This window comes from Leucogemmata humicola, assembly GCF_055379415.1.
Window position 1 is genome coordinate 1691620 of sequence record NZ_AP040875.1, and the last position, 21846, is coordinate 1713465.

The 21846-nt window shown below is 63.2% G+C and carries 18 protein-coding genes; 13 read left to right on the forward strand and 5 right to left on the reverse strand.

The window, feature by feature from the left end; all coding sequences use genetic code 11:
* Positions 1–218 precede the first annotated feature (218 nt).
* From AC6H4Z_RS06910 to AC6H4Z_RS06920, 3 genes are read right to left on the reverse strand one after another with little or no spacing between them, the layout of a single operon-like run.
* Positions 219–2834: an ABC transporter permease gene (locus AC6H4Z_RS06910; protein ID WP_497546013.1), complete on the reverse strand. Its 2616-nt coding sequence runs from the start codon at positions 2832–2834 to the stop codon at positions 219–221.
* The gene (locus tag AC6H4Z_RS06915; protein ID WP_497546014.1) at positions 2831–5449 is read right to left on the reverse strand and encodes an ABC transporter permease; all 2619 of its coding nucleotides are present in this window, start codon (positions 5447–5449) and stop codon (positions 2831–2833) included. Before AC6H4Z_RS06915 ends, AC6H4Z_RS06910 begins: the two co-directional genes overlap by 4 nt.
* Positions 5446–5796, reverse strand: a complete 351-nt coding sequence (locus AC6H4Z_RS06920) for a PadR family transcriptional regulator (protein ID WP_497546015.1) — start codon at positions 5794–5796, stop codon at positions 5446–5448. Before AC6H4Z_RS06920 ends, AC6H4Z_RS06915 begins: the two co-directional genes overlap by 4 nt.
* 229 nt (positions 5797–6025) lie before the next feature.
* Between AC6H4Z_RS06920 and AC6H4Z_RS06925 the strand changes: the two genes are divergently transcribed.
* Positions 6026–8524 (forward strand): fused MFS/spermidine synthase, encoded by a 2499-nt coding sequence (locus tag AC6H4Z_RS06925; RefSeq protein WP_497546016.1) that lies wholly within the window; start codon positions 6026–6028, stop codon positions 8522–8524.
* A 91-nt stretch (positions 8525–8615) separates the two neighbouring features.
* On the opposite strand, the gene AC6H4Z_RS06930 is transcribed toward AC6H4Z_RS06925, so the two are convergent.
* Complete coding sequence (locus AC6H4Z_RS06930) at positions 8616–9104, reverse strand: MmcQ/YjbR family DNA-binding protein (protein WP_497546017.1); 489 nt, start codon at positions 9102–9104, stop codon at positions 8616–8618.
* Between the two features lie 89 nt (positions 9105–9193).
* Here AC6H4Z_RS06930 and AC6H4Z_RS06935 point away from each other — a divergent pair, with 89 nt between their 5' ends.
* The 5 genes from AC6H4Z_RS06935 to AC6H4Z_RS06955 are packed head-to-tail and all read left to right on the forward strand — an operon-like array spanning position 9194 to position 13998.
* Positions 9194–10417 carry an MFS transporter gene (locus AC6H4Z_RS06935; RefSeq protein ID WP_497546018.1) on the forward strand — a complete coding sequence of 408 codons (1224 nt, stop codon included), beginning with the start codon at positions 9194–9196 and terminating at the stop codon, positions 10415–10417.
* Positions 10383–10958 carry a prolyl-tRNA synthetase associated domain-containing protein gene (locus AC6H4Z_RS06940; RefSeq protein ID WP_497546019.1) on the forward strand — a complete coding sequence of 192 codons (576 nt, stop codon included), beginning with the start codon at positions 10383–10385 and terminating at the stop codon, positions 10956–10958. Before AC6H4Z_RS06935 ends, AC6H4Z_RS06940 begins: the two co-directional genes overlap by 35 nt.
* A complete protein-coding gene (locus tag AC6H4Z_RS06945) occupies positions 10955–12196 on the forward strand; it encodes an acetate/propionate family kinase (RefSeq protein ID WP_497546020.1) in 1242 nt (413 codons plus the stop codon). Before AC6H4Z_RS06940 ends, AC6H4Z_RS06945 begins: the two co-directional genes overlap by 4 nt.
* A gap of 6 nt (positions 12197–12202) precedes the next feature.
* Positions 12203–13009 (forward strand): PPK2 family polyphosphate kinase, encoded by an 807-nt coding sequence (locus AC6H4Z_RS06950; RefSeq protein WP_497546021.1) that lies wholly within the window; start codon positions 12203–12205, stop codon positions 13007–13009.
* Positions 13006–13998, forward strand: a complete 993-nt coding sequence (locus AC6H4Z_RS06955; protein ID WP_497546022.1) for a CHAD domain-containing protein — start codon at positions 13006–13008, stop codon at positions 13996–13998. The genes AC6H4Z_RS06950 and AC6H4Z_RS06955 overlap by 4 nt, the downstream gene beginning before the upstream one ends.
* Positions 13999–14077: 79 nt before the next feature.
* Here AC6H4Z_RS06955 and AC6H4Z_RS06960 read toward each other — a convergent pair whose 3' ends face one another.
* Positions 14078–16132 carry a S9 family peptidase gene (locus AC6H4Z_RS06960; protein WP_497546023.1) on the reverse strand — a complete coding sequence of 685 codons (2055 nt, stop codon included), beginning with the start codon at positions 16130–16132 and terminating at the stop codon, positions 14078–14080.
* A gap of 226 nt (positions 16133–16358) precedes the next feature.
* On the opposite strand from AC6H4Z_RS06960, the gene AC6H4Z_RS06965 reads away from it, so the two are divergent.
* The 7 genes from AC6H4Z_RS06965 to AC6H4Z_RS06995 all read left to right on the forward strand — a co-directional run bounded on the left by AC6H4Z_RS06965 (position 16359) and on the right by AC6H4Z_RS06995 (position 21837).
* Positions 16359–18083, forward strand: coding sequence for a carboxypeptidase regulatory-like domain-containing protein (locus AC6H4Z_RS06965; protein WP_497546024.1), 1725 nt, complete (start codon positions 16359–16361; stop codon positions 18081–18083).
* A gap of 97 nt (positions 18084–18180) precedes the next feature.
* Complete coding sequence (locus AC6H4Z_RS06970; protein ID WP_497546025.1) at positions 18181–18516, forward strand: PadR family transcriptional regulator; 336 nt, start codon at positions 18181–18183, stop codon at positions 18514–18516.
* Between the two features lie 128 nt (positions 18517–18644).
* On the forward strand, positions 18645–18917 hold the full coding sequence (locus AC6H4Z_RS06975) for a hypothetical protein (RefSeq protein WP_497546026.1): 273 nt from the start codon (positions 18645–18647) through the stop codon (positions 18915–18917).
* A 59-nt stretch (positions 18918–18976) separates the two neighbouring features.
* Positions 18977–19702 (forward strand): energy transducer TonB, encoded by a 726-nt coding sequence (locus AC6H4Z_RS06980; RefSeq protein ID WP_497546027.1) that lies wholly within the window; start codon positions 18977–18979, stop codon positions 19700–19702.
* 48 nt (positions 19703–19750) lie between these two features.
* Positions 19751–20245 carry a hypothetical protein gene (locus tag AC6H4Z_RS06985; protein ID WP_497546028.1) on the forward strand — a complete coding sequence of 165 codons (495 nt, stop codon included), beginning with the start codon at positions 19751–19753 and terminating at the stop codon, positions 20243–20245.
* A gap of 20 nt (positions 20246–20265) precedes the next feature.
* The gene (locus AC6H4Z_RS06990; protein WP_497546029.1) at positions 20266–20775 is read left to right on the forward strand and encodes a hypothetical protein; all 510 of its coding nucleotides are present in this window, start codon (positions 20266–20268) and stop codon (positions 20773–20775) included.
* Positions 20776–20802: 27 nt separating this feature from the next.
* Positions 20803–21837 carry a DUF4956 domain-containing protein gene (locus AC6H4Z_RS06995; protein ID WP_497546030.1) on the forward strand — a complete coding sequence of 345 codons (1035 nt, stop codon included), beginning with the start codon at positions 20803–20805 and terminating at the stop codon, positions 21835–21837.
* The last annotated feature ends 9 nt before the right edge of the window (positions 21838–21846 follow it).

The window sequence follows — 21846 nt, forward strand, 5'->3', positions numbered from 1 at the left end:
GCTACGATCAAGCGACGCACCGGCCCCAACCCTGAGGACCTTCACCATGGCCCACGACCACAGCTTCGATTGCCGTCAATGCGGCGCGCACCTCGACTCACAGGAAGACCTCACGAAGCACATGCGCGACAAGCACAGTCAACAAGCGTCGAGTTCGTCCTCCTCGCAGGGGTCCGGGTCGGGGACAGGATCGTCATCGACCCGGCGAAAAGAGTAACTCAGCGTAGCGCGCCAACTGGATCGATCCGCGCGGCCCGGCGTGCCGGAATCGCCGCAGCGGCAATCGCAACGACGACCAGAGTTCCCGCAACGACGACGAACGTCGCCGGATCAGTCGCCGTGATCTGAAAGAGAAAACGACTCAACACGCGAGTCAGCGCATACGAAGCGCCCAGCCCGACGACGATGCCCGGAACCACGAGCATCGTCGTTCGGCGCAGGACCATGCGCACCACCTCGCCCGACGTCGCGCCGAGCGCCATCCGCACGCCGATCTCCTGCGTTCGCTGTGCGATGCCGTAAGACAACACGCCGTAGACGCCGATCATCGCCAGCACGAGCGCGGCGAGCGAAAACGTCAACAGCATGCGCGACTGAAAGCGCGGCTCCGCGGTCGTTTTGCCGATGAGATCCGGCATTGCCGCCGCCGTCGCGATCGCGAGATTTGGATCGGCTTCGCGCACGACGTGCGTCGTTGCCACGGCAATCGGCGTCAAGGCTGCGTCCTCACGACGCTTTACGAGGAACGTCACGCGCCTGATAAAGAAGGGCACGTCGGTCTGCGCGATTGGAGTGTAGGTCGCGGCAACCCTGCCCCACTTCGCGCCGCCCTGAGCGACGTCTTCCACGACGCCGACGATCGTCTTCCAGTCGGACGGCATCGGGTTATTGGCCGACGTGATTCGTTTGCCAATCGGACTCTCCCCTGGCCAGAACTTCTCGGCGACTGAATGACTCAGGATCACCACGCGCGCTCCGTTCGTTCGGTCGTCTGCGGTGAAGTCGCGTCCGCGTTCGATACGAATACCCATCGCGCGAAGGTATCCAGGACTCGCGGAGAGGGCGCTCGCGCTATACCCCCTCGGAACTTCGCGTCCGTCCTCGAGAGAAAAACCTCCGGAGATGCCGTTCTTGCTGACAACCGGCACCGTGTTGATCGCACCCGCCGCTTCCACACCAGGAATCGCGCCGAGGTTCGCGAGAACGCGCGCGTAGAATTCTCGCATCGCGGTGGCGTCGGGGTAGCGCGCCGGTGGAAGATCGACCGTCACCGCGAGCACGTTGCGGGGATCGAATCCGAGCTCGACCGAACGCAAACGCTCGAAGCTGCGAAGGAGGAGACCGGCACCAGTCAATAGGACGAGCGCGAGGGCGATCTCACCGGCGACGAGGAAGGATCGCAGGCGCTGGCGCCCACCGGTGAGTGTGCGTGCCCCGGCGGCCAACGAGTCGCGTAGCCGATGCTCGGACGCATGGAGCGCCGGAATCGCTCCGCAGACGATCGCGGTGACGATCGCCAAACCCGCCGTGAACCCGAGCGTCCACGGGTCGAGCCGAATTCCGTCGGCCCTCGGCAACATCTTCTGCGGCGCAAGCGCGAGCAGCAAGCGGAGCGTCGCCCACGCGACTCCGATTCCGGCGACCGAGCCGATTGTCGTGAGAACCAGCGTTTCGGTGAGCATTTGACGAACCAGTCGCCAGCGCCCCGCGCCGAGTGCCGCGCGCACTGCCATTTCTCGATCGCGCGACGCGACGCGCATGAGCAACAGGTTCGCGACGTTCGCGCATGCGATCAACAGCACGAATCCGATCGCGCCGGAGAAGATCAGCAACGGCGTGCGCACGTCGCCGACCAGTAGCGTCTTGAGCGGGATGAGCTCAGGAACGAGTCCCCTGCGCGGGGGACCGTCGACGATCGGGAGATTCGGCGCAAACGCCGCGAACATCTGCTGCGCTTGTTGCGCCGACACTCCGGGTTTCAGCCGCCCGATCACAGGAAGGAGGCTTACGTTATTCTTTGGGTCGGCGATCACCCGCCAAGGCTGCCACACGTCAGTACCGGCGGGAAAGTCGAATGACGCCGGCATCACGCCGACCACTGTCCGGCTCACGCCATCGAGCATGACGTTCGTGCCGACCACCGACGGATTGGCGTTGAAGCGACTACGCCAGAGCGCGTCGGAGAGGATCACCGACGTGCCGCCATCGCTCGTTGCTTCATTCTCGTCGAACAAGCGGCCGACCTGCGAACGCGCCCCGAGCACGTTGAAGAATTGAGGCGTCACTCGCGTTGCACTCGCCTGCAATGGATCGCCAACGCCGGTGACGGTGAGAGACCTCGTCGTATAGGTCGCCAGCCGCTCGAAGATCGACGTGTCTTTCTCGAACAGCACGTAGTGATCGTCGAACATCACGGCCCCCCGCCCGAATTGCGTGGGCGAAGAGAACGATGCGGCGAACAACCGTTCGGGATTCGCGAACGGCAACGGGCGAAGCAGCACGCCATTCACGACCGCGAACATCGCCGTGTTGACGCCGATTCCCAGTGCGAGCGTGAGTGCGGCGACGACCGTGAATGTCGGCGCGCGTGAGAGCGATCGTGTGGCGAAGCGCAGATCTTGTCGCAACCGTTCGAGCCACACACCGCCCCACATCTCGCGCGTCACTTCTTTCACGTGGCCAACGTTGCCGAACTCGCGGCGAGCCGCGGCCTCGGCGTCGCTGCGCGATTCACCGCGCGCCATCCTATCGCGAACCGCCATCTCGAAGTGCGCGCGAATTTCGGCGTCGAGGTCGGCGTCACGTTGCGTACGTTGCTTCAGCTTGTTCATCATCGCAGGACCTCGACTGGATCGACGCTGCCAGCACGTCTAGCGGGAATCGCTGCCGCCGCGAGCGCGACGACGCCAAGCAGCAGCGCGACCAGCGCGAACGTCACTGGATCGGTGGGTGTCACTTGAAACAGGAATCGTCCGAGCACGCGCGTGAGCGCGAACGACGCGATGAGGCCAGTGAGAATTCCTGGAATCGCGAGCACTGCAGTCCGGTGAATCACCATCCGTATTACCTCACTTCGTGTTGCGCCGAGCGCGATGCGAACACCGATCTCCTGTCGTCGCTGCGCCACGCCGTACGACAAGACGCCGTAGATCCCAATCACGGCGAGCACTAGCGCAGCGAGCGAAAAGGTGACCAGCATTCGCGACTGGAACCGCGGTTCGCGCGTCGTATGCGCGATGAGATCGGCCATCGGTGTGACCGTTTCGACCGCGAGATTGGGGTCGGCTTCGCGCAGCACATGTGTGGCTGCCGCCGATATCGGTGCCGTGACGGCGCCTGCGTTGGGTCGCAGCACGAACGTCACGTGACCGAGGAAGAACTGCGACTTCGTTTGATCGATCGGTACGTAGCTCGCCGCATCGGGACTCGACGTCACGCCGTTCTGCACGACGTCGTTCACGATCCCGATCACGGTCAGCCAATCAGCGGGCGTCGGATTGTCCGACATCGAGATGCGCTTTCCCAACGCGGCGTTGCCACCCCAGAACTTGTTGGCAACCGATCGGCTGAGGATCACGACACCGGGCGCATCGGCGCGGTCTGCCGCGGTAAAATCACGGCCGCGCTCGATGTGAATTCCTATCGCGCGAAAGTACCCCGATGTCACCGACAGCTTGTCGACGAGATAATGCTTCGGGAATTCCGCGCCGTTCTCAATCTTGAAATCACCGGCGATGAGGGCGTCACCAAGAGGGCGCCAATTGATCGCTCCCACCGCGTCGACGCCCGGAATGGCCGCGAGGTTGCCGAGCACTCGACGGTGGAACTCTCGCATCTCGGCGTCGGTGCGATAGCGCGACGATGGAAGATCGACCGTCACCGCGAACGTGTTTTGCGGCTGGAAGCCAAGATCCACTGAACGCATTTGATGGAAGCTGCGCAGCAGGAGCCCAGCGCCAGTGAGCAGCACGAGTGCGAGCGCGATCTCGCCGATCACGAGCATCGAGCGAAGGCGCTGATGACCTCCGGCGATCGTGCGCGCGCCGGCGGTGAGCGTCGAATGCAGGCGATTCTCCGACCCATGCATTGCCGGAACGAGGCCGCACACGACCGCGGTCACGAGCGACAACCCCGCCGTGAACAGCAGCGTCCAGGGGTCGATGCGAATGCTCTCGGTTCGCGGAAGCATTCCTTGCGGCGCGAGCGAGAGGAGGACCCGCAACGCGCCATACGCCAGCGCCACGCCCAAAACTGCGCCGGCCATCGTCAGCGTCAGCGTTTCCGTGAGAAGCTGGCGAACGAGACGCCAGCGTCCAGCACCCAACGCGGTGCGAAGCGCAATCTCGCGGTCGCGCGATGACACGCGCATCAGCAGCAGGTTCGCCACATTGGCACACGCGATCAACAGCACGAACGCGATCGCGCCAGCGAAGATGAACAACGGCGCACGAACGTCGCCGACCATCGTCGCCTTGAGCGACCGCAGATCGGGAACGAGTTGCTCTCGTTTGTTGTCGTCGACGAGCGTGAGATGTGTGGCTTCCGCCGAGAACATCTGCTGCGCGCGCTCGGCGCTGAGACCGGCTTTCAGCCGGCCCAGCGCGGGAATGAGGCGCACCTGGTTCGGCGACACAGTCACACGCCAGGGCATCCACATGTCGGTGCCCGCCGGGAAGTCGAACGATGCCGGCATGACTCCCACGACCGTCCGTGAAACGCCCTCGAGCATCACGCTCGTTCCGACCACTGACGGATTGGCATTGAAACGACGATGCCACAGCGCATCCGAGAGCAACACCGTGTTTCCGCCCTCTGCGCCTGCATCCGATTCATCGAACGCACGTCCGAGCTGAGGTCTGACTCCGAGCACGGGAAAGAGCGAGGGCGTCGCGCGTGCCGCGCTCACGCGCAACGGATCGCCAACGCCAGTCATGGTCAACCGATCGATCGAATACGTGGATAGCCGTTCGAAGATCGAATTGTTCTTTTCCAGCTCGACGTAGTTGGCGTCGTACATCGCCGGCGTAGGCATGAACTGGCTGCGCGGCGGCATGTACGACGCCACGAACAATCGCTGCGCATTGGCGAACGGCAATGGACGCAGAAGCACCCCGTTCAGCACCGTGAACATCGCCGTGTTCGCGCCGATGCCGAGGGCGAGTGTGAGCGTCGCGACGATCGTGAAGCCAGGCGCGCGGGCCAGAGATCGGACGGCAAAGCGCAGGTCCTGAATCAAGCGCTCGAGCCACACGCCGCCCCACATCTCGCGCGTCACCTCTTTTACATGGCCGACGTTGCCGAATTCGCGGCGAGCGGCCGCTTCAGCGTCGCGCGGTGATTCGCCGCGAGCAATTCGGTCGCGCACCGCCATCGTGAAGTGCGCGCGAATCTCAGTGTCGAGATCGAGGTCACGTTGATCGCGTCGCCGCGAAAACTTCGGGAACCTCATGACTCGCCCTCGGTGAGTGGTGGCCGCATCACGCCGGCGATTGCAGCCGAGAGCTGCTCCCACTTCGTGCGTTCGACGAGGAGTTGTTTACGGCCGGCGGCCGTGAGCTTGTAGACACGCACGCGCTGGCGGTTCTCGGAGACGTCCCAGTCGGCCGAGATCCACTTCTTTCGCTCGAGGCGGTGCAGGGCGGGGTAGAGCGAACCGGTATCGACCTGCAGCGTGTCGTTGGAGTTGGCGCGGATTTGCTGCGCGATTCCATAGCCGTGGCGCGGACCCCAGCGCAGGGTCTGGAGTACGATGAAGTCCAGCGTGCCCTGAAGCAGCTCGATTCGCGAGAGGGACATGGCGCCCATGCGGTGAGGGTCGTGGGTGTAGAGCGCCTACACCCTTGGGGGTGTAGGATGTCTACATGCACACCGCGCGTCAAGAGCCCGCGCCGGATCGCAGCACATTTGACCACCAGCCCGTCTAGACGGGTAGTGTGTCGACGACCACTTTTCAGTCTGGCGTTCCGGACGCAGAACTCCCACCTCCGGATTGACGCTTCTCCCTCCCCGCTTCCCGCTTCCCGCCGTGGCTACCACCACCAAAACTTCCAGACGGACTCAGGCTTACACGGACACGCCGTCCAGTGTTCAGGCCGCCTCGTCACCCGTTCAGAGCCGATTCCTCCCGGCCCTCGTCTTCCTTTTCATTGGGAGCGGGTGCGCCGCGCTCATCTATGAGATCGTCTGGTTCCAGCTCCTGAGCCTCATCGTCGGGTCGTCCGCGGTGTCGCTCGGCGTGCTGCTCGGGACGTTCATGGGCGGCATGTGCATCGGAAGCCTGTTCCTCTCCAAGTACATCTCGCGCCGACAGCACCCGCTGCGCGTCTACGCGTTGCTCGAAGCGGCGATCGCAGTATTCGGCCTGCTCGTGCTGTGGGGCCTCCCGTACGTCGGCGGGTTGTACTTCAAGATTGCCGTCCACGGCATGAGCGGTGTGTTCCTCCGCGGCGTGTTCTGCGCGCTCTGCCTGTTGCCGCCCACGCTCCTCATGGGCGCTACCCTCCCCGCGATCGCACGTTGGGTCGAGACGTCGAAGGAAGGCGTGTCTTGGCTCGGCTTCTTCTACGGCGGCAACATCGCGGGCGCGGTGTTCGGCTGTCTGCTCGCCGGCTTCTATCTCCTGCGCGTTCACGACATGGCGTACGCGACGTATGTCGCTGTCGTCATCGACCTCGTCGTCGCCGGGGCCAGCCTCGCGCTGGCGAACGTCACGTATCACGAGGCGGTGGACGATGTGCCTTCGTCGATGTCGCTACGCTCGCTCATTCCACCCGGAACGTGGCCCGTCTATCTCACGATCGGCCTGTCCGGTCTAACGGCGCTGGCCGCCGAAGCGGTATGGACGCGTCTCCTCTCGCTCCTGCTTGGCGCCACGACGTACACCTTCTCGCTCATCCTTGCCGCGTTCCTCGCGGGCCTCGGCATCGGTAGCAGCATCGGTTCGATCCTGTCGCGCCAGATCGAAGATCCAAAGCGCGCGCTCGGTATCTGTCAGCTCTTGTTGACCGGCGCCATTGCGTGGGCGGCGTACACCATGACGCGTCAGATTCCGTACTGGCCGATCACACCGGGCCTCTCGCCGAACCCGATGAATCAGTTCCAGATCGACATGGTGCGCTGTCTGTGGGCCGTGCTGCCCGCGGCGATTCTGTGGGGCGCGAGCTTCCCGCTCGCCCTCGCGGCCGTTGGCCAGGACGAGAAAGATCCGGCGCGCCTCGTTGGAACCGTCTACGCTGCGAACACGGTCGGCGGAATCGTCGGTGCTCTGTTTGGCAGTCTGCTCGTCATCGCGTGGCTCGGAACGCAGAGTGCGCAACGCATTCTCATTGGCGCAGCGGCGCTCAGCGCGCTCGTCGTTCTTGTGCCGATGACGAAGGACATGGCGGCAAAGTCAGTCTCCAAAGCGGGCGGATTCGTTTGGGGCTTGGCGGCGGGTATCATCGCGGTTGCGCTCATCGGCAGCGTGCCGGCAGTTCCGCCGCTGCTCGTCGGCTACGGTCGTTGGTTCGCGAATCGTCTCAGCAACGAGAACGATTTCATCTACATGGGCGAGGGCATGCAGTCGTCAGTCGCGGTATCGCGACTGAGCAACGGCGTCCTCAACTACCACAACGCAGGTAAGGTGCAGGCGTCGAGCGAGCCGCAGGACATGCGCCTTCAGCGCATGCTCGGCCACCTCACGACGCTCATGCCGACGAGCACCAAGCAGCACGTGCTCGTCATCGGCTGTGGCGCCGGCGTGACCGCGGGCGCAGTCAGCATCAGCCCGGCTCTCGAGCGAGAGACGATCGCCGAGATCGAGCCGCTCGTGCCGAAGGTTGTTTCGAAGTACTTCGGGGCGCACAACTACAACGTCGTCACGAATCCCAAGGTGCACGTGCAGATCGACGACGCGCGCCACTTCATTCTCACGACGCAGGAAAAGTTCGACGCAGTGACGTCCGATCCGCTCGACCCGTGGGTGAAGGGCGCGGCGACGCTGTACACGCGAGAGTTCTTTGAAGTCGTGAAGGACCATCTGAACCCGGGTGGCGTCGTGACGCTCTTCGTGCAGCTCTACGAGAACAACGGCGACGCGGTGAAGAGCGAGCTCGCCACGTTCTTCCAGGCGTTCCCGAATGGCGTCGTGTTCGGCAACACGAACAACGGCGCGGGCTACGATCTCGTCCTCGTCGGACAGCTTGGCACGATGAAGATCGACGTCGATCAGGTCGAGAAGCGGTTGCAGCAGCCTGAGTATGCCCAGGTTGCGCAGTCCCTCCGCGAGATCGGCTTCAACTCGGCGACAGAGCTCTTCGCGACGTTTGCCGGCAATGAGCCGATGCTTCGCCCGTGGCTGGCCGACGCGCAGATCAACACCGATCGCAACCTGCGTCTGCAGTTCCTCGCCGGCGCGAGCCTGAACACGTACGACCAGGCGGGCATCTACAGCCAGATGCTTCAGTACCGTCGCTATCCAGAGGGCCTGTTCACCGGTATGCCCGATCAGATCAACCGCATTCGCGCGGGCGTCGGCGGACTGTAGACGACACGATGCAGGCGGGAAGAAGAACGGGCGGGTGACGATTCGATCGTCACCCGCCCGTTTTCTTTCGCTCGTGTGTGACCGATGGAGGTCAATCTACGAGCGCGGCGATCTTCTTCGGTGCGCGCCTGCGCCACGCGTCGCGAATGAGTTCCTGGATCTCGGCCCACGGCGGGTTCTTGTCCAACCACGCGCCGATCCAGCCACTCGGGCCAACGTATGGCGGCTTGAAGTAGCGATCTGGGCGCGCGCGCAGCACGAGGTCCTGCTCGACGTTCACGGAGAGGATCCAGACGCCCGGGCGGCCGGCGCCGTGATGATTCCCGGCCGATGCATACATCGCGAAGATTTTTCCCTTCACGCGAAAAGTCGGTGCGCCCCATGCCTCGACCTCGGTCGTCTCGGGAAGCGCCATGCACATCTCGCGCAGTCGAGCGATCGGATCGTTGCTCGGCGCTTTCTTGGCCGGTTTCGGTTTTGGCGTCTTTGCCTTCGGCTTGGCTGTCTTTGCCTTCGCCGTTCTTGACGCGGCGGCCTTCGCTGTCGCGGACTTTTTATTCGCTGCTTTCTTCGCGGCCATGAAATCTTCGGCGTGTGTTCGGTGTTGAAGATGTCGACGCCGCGCGGTCCGCGCAACTGACTTCGTACCGGCGTCAATTAGCTTCACGCGTGGCCACCGAACGCGACAGCCCCGCGCTGATTCACCACGGGACACCGGAATTCCGCCGGACGAACCTCGCGCTCTTTTCTGCCGGCTTTGCGACCTTCGCGCTGTTGTACTGCGTGCAGCCGCTAATGCCCGTCTTCGCGCGGGACTTTCACGTGAGCGCGACCGAAGCAAGCCTGTCGTTGTCGCTCACGACGGGACTGCTCGCCCCCGCGATGATCGTCGCCGGCGCTTTGTCAGAGGCGCGTGGCCGCAAATCGATGATGGTCGGTTCGCTCTTTCTCTCTGCGCTCCTGGCCGTCATCTCGGCGTTCGTGACTCGGTGGGATGTCTTTCTGTTGACGCGTGCGCTCGCCGGCCTCGCCTTCGCTGGACTCCCCGCTGTTTCCATGGCGTATCTGAGCGAGGAGGTTCATCCCGGCTCGATCGGCCTGGCGATGGGCCTCGCCATTGGCGGCAACGGGCTCGGTGGAATGGTTGGTCGCATGATCACGTCGCTTATCACCGACGCGCTGTCGTGGCGCTACGCGCTCGGAGCCATGGGGACCCTGGGTCTCATCGCGACGGTGATCTTCTGGCGAACGCTTCCGCCGTCCCGGCATTTCCATGCGCGGCCTCTTCGGATTGGTGCGCTACTCGTCACCTTTGCCGAACAGTTCCGTGATCCACGACTAGTTGCTTTGTATGCGGAAGGCTTTCTCGTCATGGGATCGTTCGTCACATCATACAACTACATCACCTATCACCTGCTCGAGCCGCCGTACTCGTTGAGTCACGCCGCGGTCGGCTTCATCTTCGTCGTCTATCTCGTTGGGATCTTCGCGTCGGCATGGATCGGGGCACGCGCCGATCGCACCGGTCGCCGGCGAATGCTCGTTGCGATGATCGTTGTGATGCTCGTGGGCATCGTGCTCACTGCCGCGCGTCCTATCGGGCTCGTCATTGTCGGCATTGCAACGGTCACCTTTGGTTTCTTCGGCGCGCACTCCGTCGCCAGCAGTTGGGTAGGGCTTCAAGCAAAGCACGCGAAGGCGCAGGCTGCGGCGCTCTATCTCTTCTTCTACTACCTCGGCTCGAGCGTCGCGGGCTCCGCCGGCGGCGTTTTCTGGGGAATCGCACGATGGCCAGGCGTTGTCGGGTTCGTGGCGGCGATGCTGGCGTTGGCGCTCGGAATCGCGATCTTCGGCACGCGTGATCCGCATCCGGCAGTCACCGCCGCGACCTGAGTATCATTGGAATGTTCGCATCGACTCGATCGTCAACCGGAACGACGTGACTGACATCTACGCGGTGCTCGCCGAGTTGGGCGTCGACTACACGCGCTACGACCACGAAGCCGTCTTCACCTGCGAAGCGGCCTTGGCCGCCGTTCCCGATCCGTCGTCGGTGCAGACGAAGAATCTCTTTCTGCGCGACAAACCGGGCAGGCGACATTTCCTCGTCGTTACCACGTGCGAGAAGGCCGTCGACATCAAGAAATTCGCTGACGCCATCAACGCCGGGCACCTGAGCTTCGGATCCGCTGAGCGACTGGACAAACACCTCGGACTCACGCCCGGTTCGGTGACCGTGCTTGGCTTGGCCAACGATCCAATGCACGCTGTGGAACTGTATGTCGACGCCGACGTCTGGCAACGCGACAACTGGAACTGCCATCCACTGATCAACACGTCGACGCTCGTGCTGTCGCGCGCGAATATCGAAAAGTTTCTCGCGCACACGGGGCACACGCCACACGTCGTGCGTCTCGAGGAGCGATCGGCGTGAACATTCTCGTGCTCAACGTCGGCTCGTCGTCGCTCAAATTCCAATTGATCGACACCGATGAAGCGTCGATTGCCGAGTCGAGCGATCGCCGTCTCGCGCGTGGCCAGGTGGAGCGCATCGGTGGCGAAGCCGTGATCAGTCTCAGTGACGCCGACGGTCATTCGACGAAGACGAGTGCCCAGATTCGCGATCACGCGGCCGCGGTCGAGTACATCATCGGATGGCTGACGAGCCCTGAGTCCAAGGTTCCGGTTTCACGTGTTGCCGAGATCGAGGCCGTTGGACATCGCGTGGTGCACGGCGGTGAACGCTTCACGCATTCAACCCTCGTCACGGATGAAGTCTGGCGCGGCGTCGAGGATCTCATCGAGCTCGCACCGCTCCACAATCCGCACAACCTGCGCGGCATTGCGGCGGCGCGCGCCGTACTCGGTGCCGGAGTACCGCAGGTTGCGGTGTTCGACACGGCCTTTCATCACAGCCTACCGGACACGGCGTATCTCTACGCAATTCCGTATCAGTTCTATCGTCGCTACGGTGTGCGACGGTACGGTTTTCACGGGACGTCGCATCGGTACATCGCCTATCGCTATCGCCAACTCACGGGCCGATCGCGCGAGGACACGAAGATCATCACGCTGCACCTCGGCAATGGCGCCTCTGCCTGTGCGATCGTCGGCGGCTCGTCGGTCGACACGTCGATGGGATTCACGCCGCTCGAAGGTCTGGTGATGGGAACGCGTTCGGGCGATCTCGATCCGGCGATTCTCGAGTACATCGCGGTGAAGGAAGGGATGACGCTCCGCGACGTCGATGCGATGCTGAACAAGCAGTCGGGGTTGCTCGGCGTGTCTGGCCTCACGGCCGACATGCGCGAGCTGCTTGCCGAGGAGTCGGAGCATGGTGATCGTCGCGCACGGCTGGCGGTCGACGTCTTTTGCTATCGCGCCAAGAAGTACATCGGTGAGTACCTCGCGGCGATGAATGGTGCCGACGCCATCATTTTTGCGGGCGGCATCGGTGAAAATTCACCGGAGATTCGATCGCGAATCTGTTCCAGCCTCGACTGGCTTGGTCTTCGTCTCGACGATGCCAAGAATCAGGCGGCGCACGGCACGGAGGGGCGCGTCGATGCCGACGGCTCGCGAGTCGAGCTGTGGGTGATTCCGACCGATGAGGAACTTCTGATCGCCCGCGATACCTGGCGCGTGGTGAACGGCGCGGAACTTCGCTACTAGGACGCTATGTCGCTCAAACTCAAACCGATCGACGCGAAAACCAAGATCCGCCTCCGCGACAGCGATGCGCATCGCCCGAAGAACGCACCATCGGGCGACGAGCTCGAAGAGTTGGTCGCGCACGAGACGGATCGAATCGCAAAGCTACAGCGTGTGTTCTACGCCGATGCACGGCACGCCCTATTGATCGTACTCCAAGGCCGTGATGCGTCGGGGAAGGACGGCACAATTCGGCACGTGTTTCACGAGGTGAATCCGCAGGGCTGCGAAGTCACCAGCTTCAAGGCGCCCACCGAGGCCGAGCGGTTGCATGACTATCTGTGGCGCGTGCACGAGCGTATCCCTCCGCGCAGCATGATTGGCATCTTCAATCGGTCTCACTACGAAGACGTGCTGGTCGAGCGCGTGCACCACGATATGCCGAAGCGCGTTTGGTCGGCGCGGTACGATCAGATCAACGACTTCGAGCGGATGTTGAGTGAGAATGGCGTGGTCATTCTCAAGTTCTTTCTGCACGTGTCGCGCGATGAACAGCGGCGCCGTCTCCAGGAACGCCTCACCGACGAGACGAAGAACTGGAAGTTTCGCGTCGGCGACCTCGATGATCGTCAGCGATGGGACGCGTACACCAAAGCGTACAAGGGCATTCTTTCGAATTGCAGCAAGGACCACGCGCCCTGGTACCTCGTTCCGGCCGACGACAAGGAACTTCGCAATTGGTTGATCGCGCGCACGATCGCGGATGCGCTCGACGATCTCGATCTCCGCTTTCCTCCGGCTGATCCCGCCGTGCGAGCGATCGAAGTCAAATGAACGCCAGCGTGACACCCGCGCTGTTGAACCGGCCGGCCGCGTTGGCCGCGCGCGTCGTCGCGAACGTGCGGCTCGACGCCTGCGTCGCTGCGCTCGACACGCTGGATACCGCAGCGCCCGAGGCGCTGCACGATCTCCGCGTCTCGCTGCGCCGGCTGCGCAGTTGGCTTCGGACCTTTCGCCCGTACCTCGACGACAGCATGCGTGGGCGAACGTATCGTCGTCTCAAGCGACTCGTTCGCGCCACGAATGGAGCGCGCGATATCGAGGTATGGCGCGAGTGGTTCGCCGAACAGGCAGATCTGAGTGTCCGCGAGCGCACCGGTGCGAAATACCTCGCGGCGTCGCTCGAGCGCGAAGGGAGTGCTGCACATGCAAAGGCACTCGAGAGTGTGCAGCGACGCCTACCAAAGGTCGTCGAGGCGCTTCGCCGCGATCTTGCCACATACTCACTTCACGTCAACGGCGGCGGTTCGGTCGACCACCGCATGTCTTCCGCCGTGGCGGACGCACTCCGAAGCGGAAGTCGCCGTCTGGCTCGCAGGGTGGAGCGAGTGGAGTCGCTCGCCGACGTCGACGCGATTCATGCAGCGCGAATTGCGGCCAAGAAGCTTCGCTATCTCGCCGAGACACTCGAGTCGACTGAGGCCGCGGATGTCGCACGTTCACTGTCCGAGCTGCAGGACCTGCTCGGTGTCGTACACGACATGCAGTTGCTGGTGGTGCGTCTCGTCGACGAAATCGAAATGGCGGGTGCGATCGACGCGCGGCGGCGCGCTCAGCTCAAGCTAGGCGTCGAGCCGGACGACAGCGGCTTGGCGCCGCCGCGTCGGGCGATTGCCGGACTCACCGCGATCGCGGCGCGCGCGCAGCACCGCGCGGAGAACGAGTTCTTGCGCTTCATGCGCGAATGGAAGACACAACGGCTCGAGCAGCTCGACGCGGAAATTGCGCGGATTGCACGAAAGATCGAGTCGTCGGCACACTGAAAACGAATTGAGCGGATGACGACGTGTCATCCGCTCAATTCGTTTGCTGTTCTGTTGTCTCAGTGAGCTGCTTTGCCGCCTAGCGTTCCTGCGTCGTTGTGATCGCACCGCTTGGCTTGCTGCCATACTTTTCGAACCAGCTGCGCAGGTACAGCTGCGTGCGCAGGAAGTTCGACGGTGTGCTCGACGTTCCGTGATACTCGTTGTTTACGCGAATGAGCGCCGTGGGCACGTTCCGCAGCCGGAGTGCGCGATAGAACTCCTCGCTCTGGGGCATCGGCGTACGAAGATCGAGAACGCCCGTCATGAGCAGAGTCGGCGTCTTCACGTGGCCGACGTACATGATCGGCGAGCGCTTGAGGTGCTCGCTCGGATCCTCCCAGAACGGCTTCTCGAAGTTCATGTACCAGCTCGCGCCGTCCGTCTCGCCAACAAAGCTGAGCCAGTTGATCACTGGGCAGAGCGACGCGGCCGCCGCGAAACGATCGGTGTGGCCGACCGTCCACGCCGTCAGCACGCCGCCGCCAGAGCAACCGGTCACGAAGAGATTCTTCGGGTCGATGTACCCGCGACCGATCACGGTGTCGACGCCCACCATCAGGTCATCGAAATCCTTGTCCGGATAGGCGTTCTTGATCGCATTGGTGAACTTCTCACCATAGCCGGTGCTGCCGCGCGGGTTCGTGTAGAGAATGACGTAGTTGCTCGCCGCGTGATCCTGACGCGAGAAGCTGAAGCCCACGTTGTACATCGCCTGCGGGCCGCCGTGAATGTCGAGAATGAGAGGATACTTTTTCGACGGGTCGAAGCCCGGGGGCTTCACGATCCAACCTTGAATCTTCAGACCGTCCTTCGACGTGTACCAGACTTCTTCAGTCTGCGCGAGCTCTTTGCCCGCGAGCACGTCGTCGTTGACAGCGGTGAGCTGCGTGAACGTCGACGCGGTGCCGGTCTTCGGAACCGTGAACGTCACGACGTCGTTCGACTTTGTGGGCGTCGAGCGAACACCAACGGCCACGCCAGTCTTAGTGAAGCTGCTGACCGTGAGCATGTGCTTGCCGCTCGTCACTGGGCGGAACTGACCAGCGGTCGACGCGAAATACAGATTCTTTGAACCTTCACTCTCGGCGCTGAAGTACACGCCGCTATTGTCGTCGGCCCAGGTCACGCCCGAGATCGGACGATCGAGGTTGCCCGACACGATGTGCGGGTTCGTGCCGTCGGCGTTCATCATCCACAGCTTCGTCTCGGCCCATGCCGAGTGATCGGTGGAGTCGGCCGACATGAAGGCGATCAACCGGCCATCGGGTGAATACGACGGGCCGCTGCTCGTGCCGTTGCGGTGGGTGAGCTGCTTCACTTCGCCGGTCGCAACGTTCTGAGCATAGATCTGCGATTTACGGAATGCGTTCTCGGCGCCCGGTTCACGCAGCGATGAGTAGGCGATCCACTTGCCGTCCGCGGAGAACGTTGGTGCCGAGTAGTTCCAGTCGCCCGTGGTGACCTGGCGCGCCGTGCCGCCGTCGGCCGGGATGACGAACACGTGACGATAGTAGTCGTCGGTGTAGCCAACGCGATCCGAGCGGAAGTTGAGTCGCGTGATGACCTTCGGCGGCTCCGTCCACTTCGCGCCTTTGGGAGGCGTGGGCATTGGAATACGCCAGTTGTCGCGCACCGCAACGTTCATGTTGAACGCGAGCGTCTTGCCGTCGGGCGACCACTCGAGCGCCGATGGCGATTCGGTGAGATGAGAGATCTGTGTAACTGATCCCTCGGCGTCCATGTACCGCACGAAAATCTGTGAGCCGCTCGGCTCACCCTTCGCGATGTACGCGACGCGCTTGCCGTCGGGCGACCACTGCACGTCGGATCCTTGCACCAACGCGCGTTGATGCGTGCCGTCTGCGTTCATCAACCAGATGGACGATTCCCAGCGGTCGTTCATCTTGTCGACCCATCGGCGGCCGAACAGGATCTGAGTGCCGTCAGGCGACAGCTGTGGATTAGAGACTTCTTCCCAATCGAGATACTGCTCCAGCGCAATGCGATTCTGCGGGCGTTGCTGCGCGGTGATTGGCGCGAGCGCGATGCTCGCAAAGGACAGCGTGACACCGGCAACGCGTAGAGCGCGCATGAGGCCTCCCGGAGGCGGTTGTTGACTCGGCGTAAATACTGTTGAACGCGCGCGCAGCCGGGAAGGGGCCTGGGTTAGGGATAGAACATGGGATACCAGCGGTAAGCCGGCGCGCGCTGCCACGCCACCCGCGCGGAATCATCAAATCGTAATGTCGCGTGCATCGCGGAGCGAAATGGCGGGGCGTAACATGCTCTCGACTCTCTAGCGTCGGAGCATCGGTTCGATGAGACGGGCGGTAACCATTGTTGGGTTCGCCGTAGCCATTTGTTTTGCCTTCGCACTTCCGATGCACGCGCAGCAACTGCGCGGTGTCGTGAGCGACAGCGCTGCCGGTGTGTCCGTGTCCGGCGCCGTGGTGTCGGTCATCGACTCGTCGGGAGCGACGGCGGCTCGCACGATTTCCGATGGCGCCGGCCGCTTTACGCTCGCGGCTCCCCGTGCAATGCGCCTGCGTGTAATTCGCATCGGATTTCAGCCGCGCGAGGTATCGCTGACGCCCCCCTTTGGCCAGCCGATTCCGATCTCGATGGCCAGATTGCCAACCACGCTGCTAGCCATGCGAGTGTCGGGACGCGAATTGTGTCCGGGGTCCGACGATCGCGGGCCGGCGTTTCAAGTATGGGAACAGGCGCGCGCTGGACTCCTCGCTACCGTTGTGGCGCGCGAGTCGAACCGAGCGCAAGCGACGTCGATGACGTTCAAGCGCCAGTTCGCGCCGACCAACGATCTGATTCTCCACGTGCAAACGCACGTCGCGACCGGTACGACGACGAGACCATTCGTCGCGTCAGCGTCGGCCGCGGAGTTTGCGCGAACGGGGTACATGACCGAGGGCGCGGATGGGCGAACGTTTTTTGCCCCGGATGCCGACGTGCTGCTCGACGAGTCGTTCGCGTCGACGCATTGCTTTCGCCTCGCGCCCGACGATGCGGCGCATCCCGGGCAGATTGGGGTCGCGTTCAAACCCGCTCCCGCATCCGCGCGCGATTCGCTCGTCGATGTTGCCGGAATCCTGTGGCTCGATCGTGCAACGCCGGCTCTGCGATCTCTCGATTTTCTATACACGGCGCTCGAGCGTCCGGCGATGGATCTCCACGCTGGGGGCCACCTCGAGTTTGCTACGGTAGCGAATGGCGTTTCGTTCGTGGAGCGATGGACGTTGCGCCTCGTGAACCTGGAGCTGTTTCGAACGCTGCGGTCGGCTGGCAATCCTCCGGCTTTCTCGCCTCGTCGTCGTGAGGATCGCACGGACGTCCGGGCCGTGCAGATCGACGAGACCGGCGGACAAGTGCTCGTTGCCGACTGGCCAGATGGCACGAGTTGGCGCGCGCCCGCGACGGGAATCGACGGACGCGTCGTGCAGACTGCGGCGAAAACCGGCGTCGCAAACGCCGTCGTCTCGATCGATGGCAGTCCGGACACCGTCGTCACTGTAGCCGACGGTGTGTTTTCGATCAGGCGCATGATCCCGGGTCGCTATACCATCACCGCGGCGGACACGATGCTGGTCGCGCACGTGCCGGCGCGTCGAGTGACGCAGGTCGTCGAAGTCCCGCGCGATCGCGTCGTCGACGTTCAACTCAAGGTGCCGCCGCTCACCGACCTCCTCGCCGATCTGTGCAAGGGGGCTCGAAGAGGGAAGAATACGACGGCGATCGTGGGCCGCGTTTCGCTGGTCGGTAGTGAGTTGCCGAGTGGCGTTGAGGTGTTGGCGCGGTGGCAGGCGGACTTTGAGAATGTCTCATCGGGGGGCGGCCCGGTTGCGGTGACGGTCGCTCAGCAGACCGCCAAAGTCGATCCCGATGGGCGATTCGTCGTTTGTGGCGTCGCCATCGATCGTCCGATTGGACTGCGCTTGAACGCAGGCGACCTCCATCTCGCCGACACGACGTTCTACGCGCGCGACGACACCTTCAGCCGGATGGAGTGGCGCGTTCCGCCGCGCTGATCGTCTCGACGCGGCCGGTCCGTCCCGTTTCCCTTGAACCCGTCGCGCGGTGCGGCGATGTTGAAGCCTCTCCTTTCGACTGCCTAAAGAGGGCTCGATGCCGCCGGCCGCACGCGACGATTTGCTGCAGGGTACGCTCGATATGCTCGTCCTCAAGATGCTTCAACTGGGCGCGATGCACGGTTGGGGAATCACCGAGCGCCTCGAGCAAGGCTCGCGCGGCGTGTTCCAGCTCAATCAGGGCTCGCTGTACCCGGCGCTCTATCGCCTGGAGCGACAAGGCCTCGTGTCGTCGACATGGAAGGTCACCGAGCACAATCGCCGTGCGCGATACTACGCCCTGACCGCTGCCGGACGTCGCGCCCTCGACGCCGAGCAGGGGAAATGGGAACGGCAGTCGGAAGCGGTGAACCTCGTTCTGCGATTGACCTGACTCGGACGAGGAAGCTCAGTTCGCCACCAAAACCTGCGCCCATCCAGCCTCTGAGGCCTCGTTTCTCGACGCAATTTCTTGTCGGCCTAGGCTTTGCCTTCTCTGCCATTCAACAGGAGGCAACAGAGATGAGCGATCATCGCAAAACTCACAATGGACGCGACATCGACGGGCGGTTCCGCGTCCGACAGGTTGACGTCGAAGAAGTTCTCGAAGACCCCAGCGGCGTCGATATCGTGCGCGACGACGTGCGCCTCGGAGGCGCAGTGGAGGACACGGGCATCAACGCTGCACGGCCGGCGGTCGAGATCGGCGAGCGCATCGCCGAGAATCGCGAGGACGTGGCCCGGGTGACCGGTCGTGTCCCACGCCATCGCGGCAAGGGCTCGCGAGGTCGCTAGAGCGGTAGCGTCTGGCTGACGCCGAGCTGTGTCTGCGCCTATCTTGGGTTCGAGACACCATGCCTTCGCAGCACATAGGTAGCCAGTTGATGGAGTCGGCCCCGCGGCCCAGCCGCGGGGCCCGGCCGTTCATTGCCAGCGTCGGAACACACGCGGCACTGATCGCGCTCTCGGTCGCCGCCACGCTGCATCCGCGCGCATCTGTCGCGAGAGCCGACGAGCAGGTGGCCGTGGTCGACCTGTCGAGGTTCGCACCCCCCACCGCGGCGCAGGTCCGCGCTCGGGAGGCTGCTGTCGTGCAACTTCCGGCGCGCGGCTTCCAGGTGCTCATTGCGCCGTTGGAAGCGGCTGTTGCGCTGCCGAACGTCGACGTGAGTCAGCCCGCGATCGCCCCAGAAGATTTCTCGGCACGTGGGATTGCCGGTGGCCTCGCGTCGGGCGTTGGTGCCTCGCTCCTCGAGCCAACGGTTCGGTCGAACGAACCGATAGACGGGAGCGCGGCGGACGAGCCGCCGTACATCCTGCCAGGGCAGATGGGCCCGTCGTATCCGGAACCCCTGCGCGCTGACCGGCCCGACGGCGTCGTCGTCGTGCGATTCGTCATCGACACGCTCGGCGTCGTCGAGACGCCATCGCTGAAAGTCGTGAATGCGTCGCATCCGCTCTTTCTCGATGCCGTTCGCGAGTCGCTCGAGCGCATTCGGTTTCTCCCGGGGAGATACTCTGGTCAACGTGTCCGCGTGAGCATGCAGCAGCGGTTCGAGTTTCACCTGGCGTCGCCGTGATCCGCCGGTCAGTTTGATCGCGATGATTCATTCCCGAAGGAGCGCAGCATGATTCACACTTTCTCTAACTACCTCACCCTCCGTCGAATTGTCGTCGCAGCCGTTGTCAGTGTATCGGGCACCGCCTGCGCCAGCTCCGCGTCCGAAAAAACGGCGACGCAACAGTCATCGCGGTATTTGCTGGTTCAGTCCGACATCGAGCGGGCAAAGGGCGACAACGTGTACGATCTGATCTCCAAGCTTCGCCCGGAATTCATTCGCGGGCGCAACGAGAATACGAGCTTCGTCCAACAGGCGACCAGCAGTGGCTCGAAGGACCCGGGTGCCGCGCCCGCCAGTTCATCGTCGGCGGGAACCGCGATTCTTACGAGCGGAGCGGCGGTTATGGTGTATAAGGACAACGTCCGCCTCGGCGGAGTCGACGATCTTCGTCAGATTCAGCCGTCAACCGTTCGCGAAATTCGCTATTTGCCCGGACCGGACGCCGTCATTCGCTTTGGGGCCAACCACAGCGCCGGCGCCATTCTGATCACGAGCAGGTAGACGCACCTGTGGGGTGAAGGATGGGACGTGCACTACGATTGGCGTGTCTAGCTTCGCTGCTTCCGGCGCTGGCGATGGCGCAGCTTCCTGGTATCGGGGGGCTCGGCCGCGGAAAGATCGGAACGATCGCTCGCGAACCCGGCATCGACATTCCAAAACCGGTGAACGCGATCAACCTACTGATCGAACACCGGCAGGAGCTGACGCTCAGCGACACGCAATTCAAGAAGGTCATCGCCATGAAGCGAGTGCTCGATTCGACTAATGCACCGCTGGCGCGCAAACTCGATTCGGTGCAGCGCCTGTTCAAGAAGGCGCCGTTGTTCAGCGAGCCGAGTGTGCAGCGTCGCGATTCGCTCGCCGATGCGCGCTCGCTGGTGCGTGAAATGACGGTCGATATTGAGCAGAACATCGCCGCGGCGCGCGATAAGGCGTACGCGTTACTTTCGGCGTCACAACTTGTTACTGCGGGACAGATCGAGGAGAAGGCGCGCAAGGCTAGCGAACCGCCGGCCCGAGGGCGATCTTAGCGGATCTCCCTACCGGAACTTCCACGCATGGCGAACGGCAACACCGGCGCAACCGCCGCGTCCGCTCGTAGCGTCATAATTCGTGTCGTCGCGTATTACATCGTTCTCATCGCGGTCGGCGCGGCTGTCTGGCACTATCTCCCTCGAACGCACCTCTTCGCTGACAATTCGCTCGACGCGCTTTTTGGCTCGAACAGCGACGTCGTGCGACAGGGGAAGAACCTCGTCGTCCAGCCGGTCGATCAAGGAAGTCTCGCGGCCACCGTCACCATGGCGATGGTCGCCGCCGCGCTACTGGCGATTCCGATTGCTTGGATCTACACGCTCACGCGAGCGCGGCGCGGCTACCAACAGTCTGTCGTTCAGCTGCTGATCATCCTGCCCGTGGTGGTGGCAGGAATCGTCGTCATGGTGAAGTACAGCCTCGCGCTGGCGTTCAGTCTCGGCGGCATTGCCGCAGCGGTGCGCTTTCGCAACACGCTCGACGACAGCAAGGACGCCGTCTACGTCTTTCTCGTGACGGGACTCGGCATCGCCGCGGCAGTCGACCTCCCGGTAGCGCTCGTGATCTCGGTGCTGTTCAACGTCGTGATCACGGCGCTCTGGCTCACGGACTTTGGCCGGACGCCCGTTGCACTCGAGGGCGCGCATGCAGAACGTCGCTTGGCGCGCGCGCGCCAGTTGGCGCGCACCGGCACGTTCGTAGCGCGCATCGATGATGAAGTGCTCAAGAACATGACGAGCGAGCAACTCGACGGCGTGGCGCGACGCGCTTGGTCGCGCGCCCGCGAGCACGATCCGGATGGCACGGTCGGGAAGGTCAAGCCCGAAGGGCGTGTGATCGTGCGTATGCGCGACGTGACGCGCATTCGGCCCATCGTCGAATCGCAGTTGGAAGAGGCGACGAAACGCTGGAGCGTCGATACCGTCGTGAAGAGCGAGGATGGTATGACCGCCATCCACTACACCTTCGTCGCGAAGAAGAGCAAAGGCCCGGACGAGTTGCTGTCGATGTTGCGGGCCGCTGGTGGCGCCGATCCGGTCGACGCCGAGCTGCAGTAGCGAACTCCA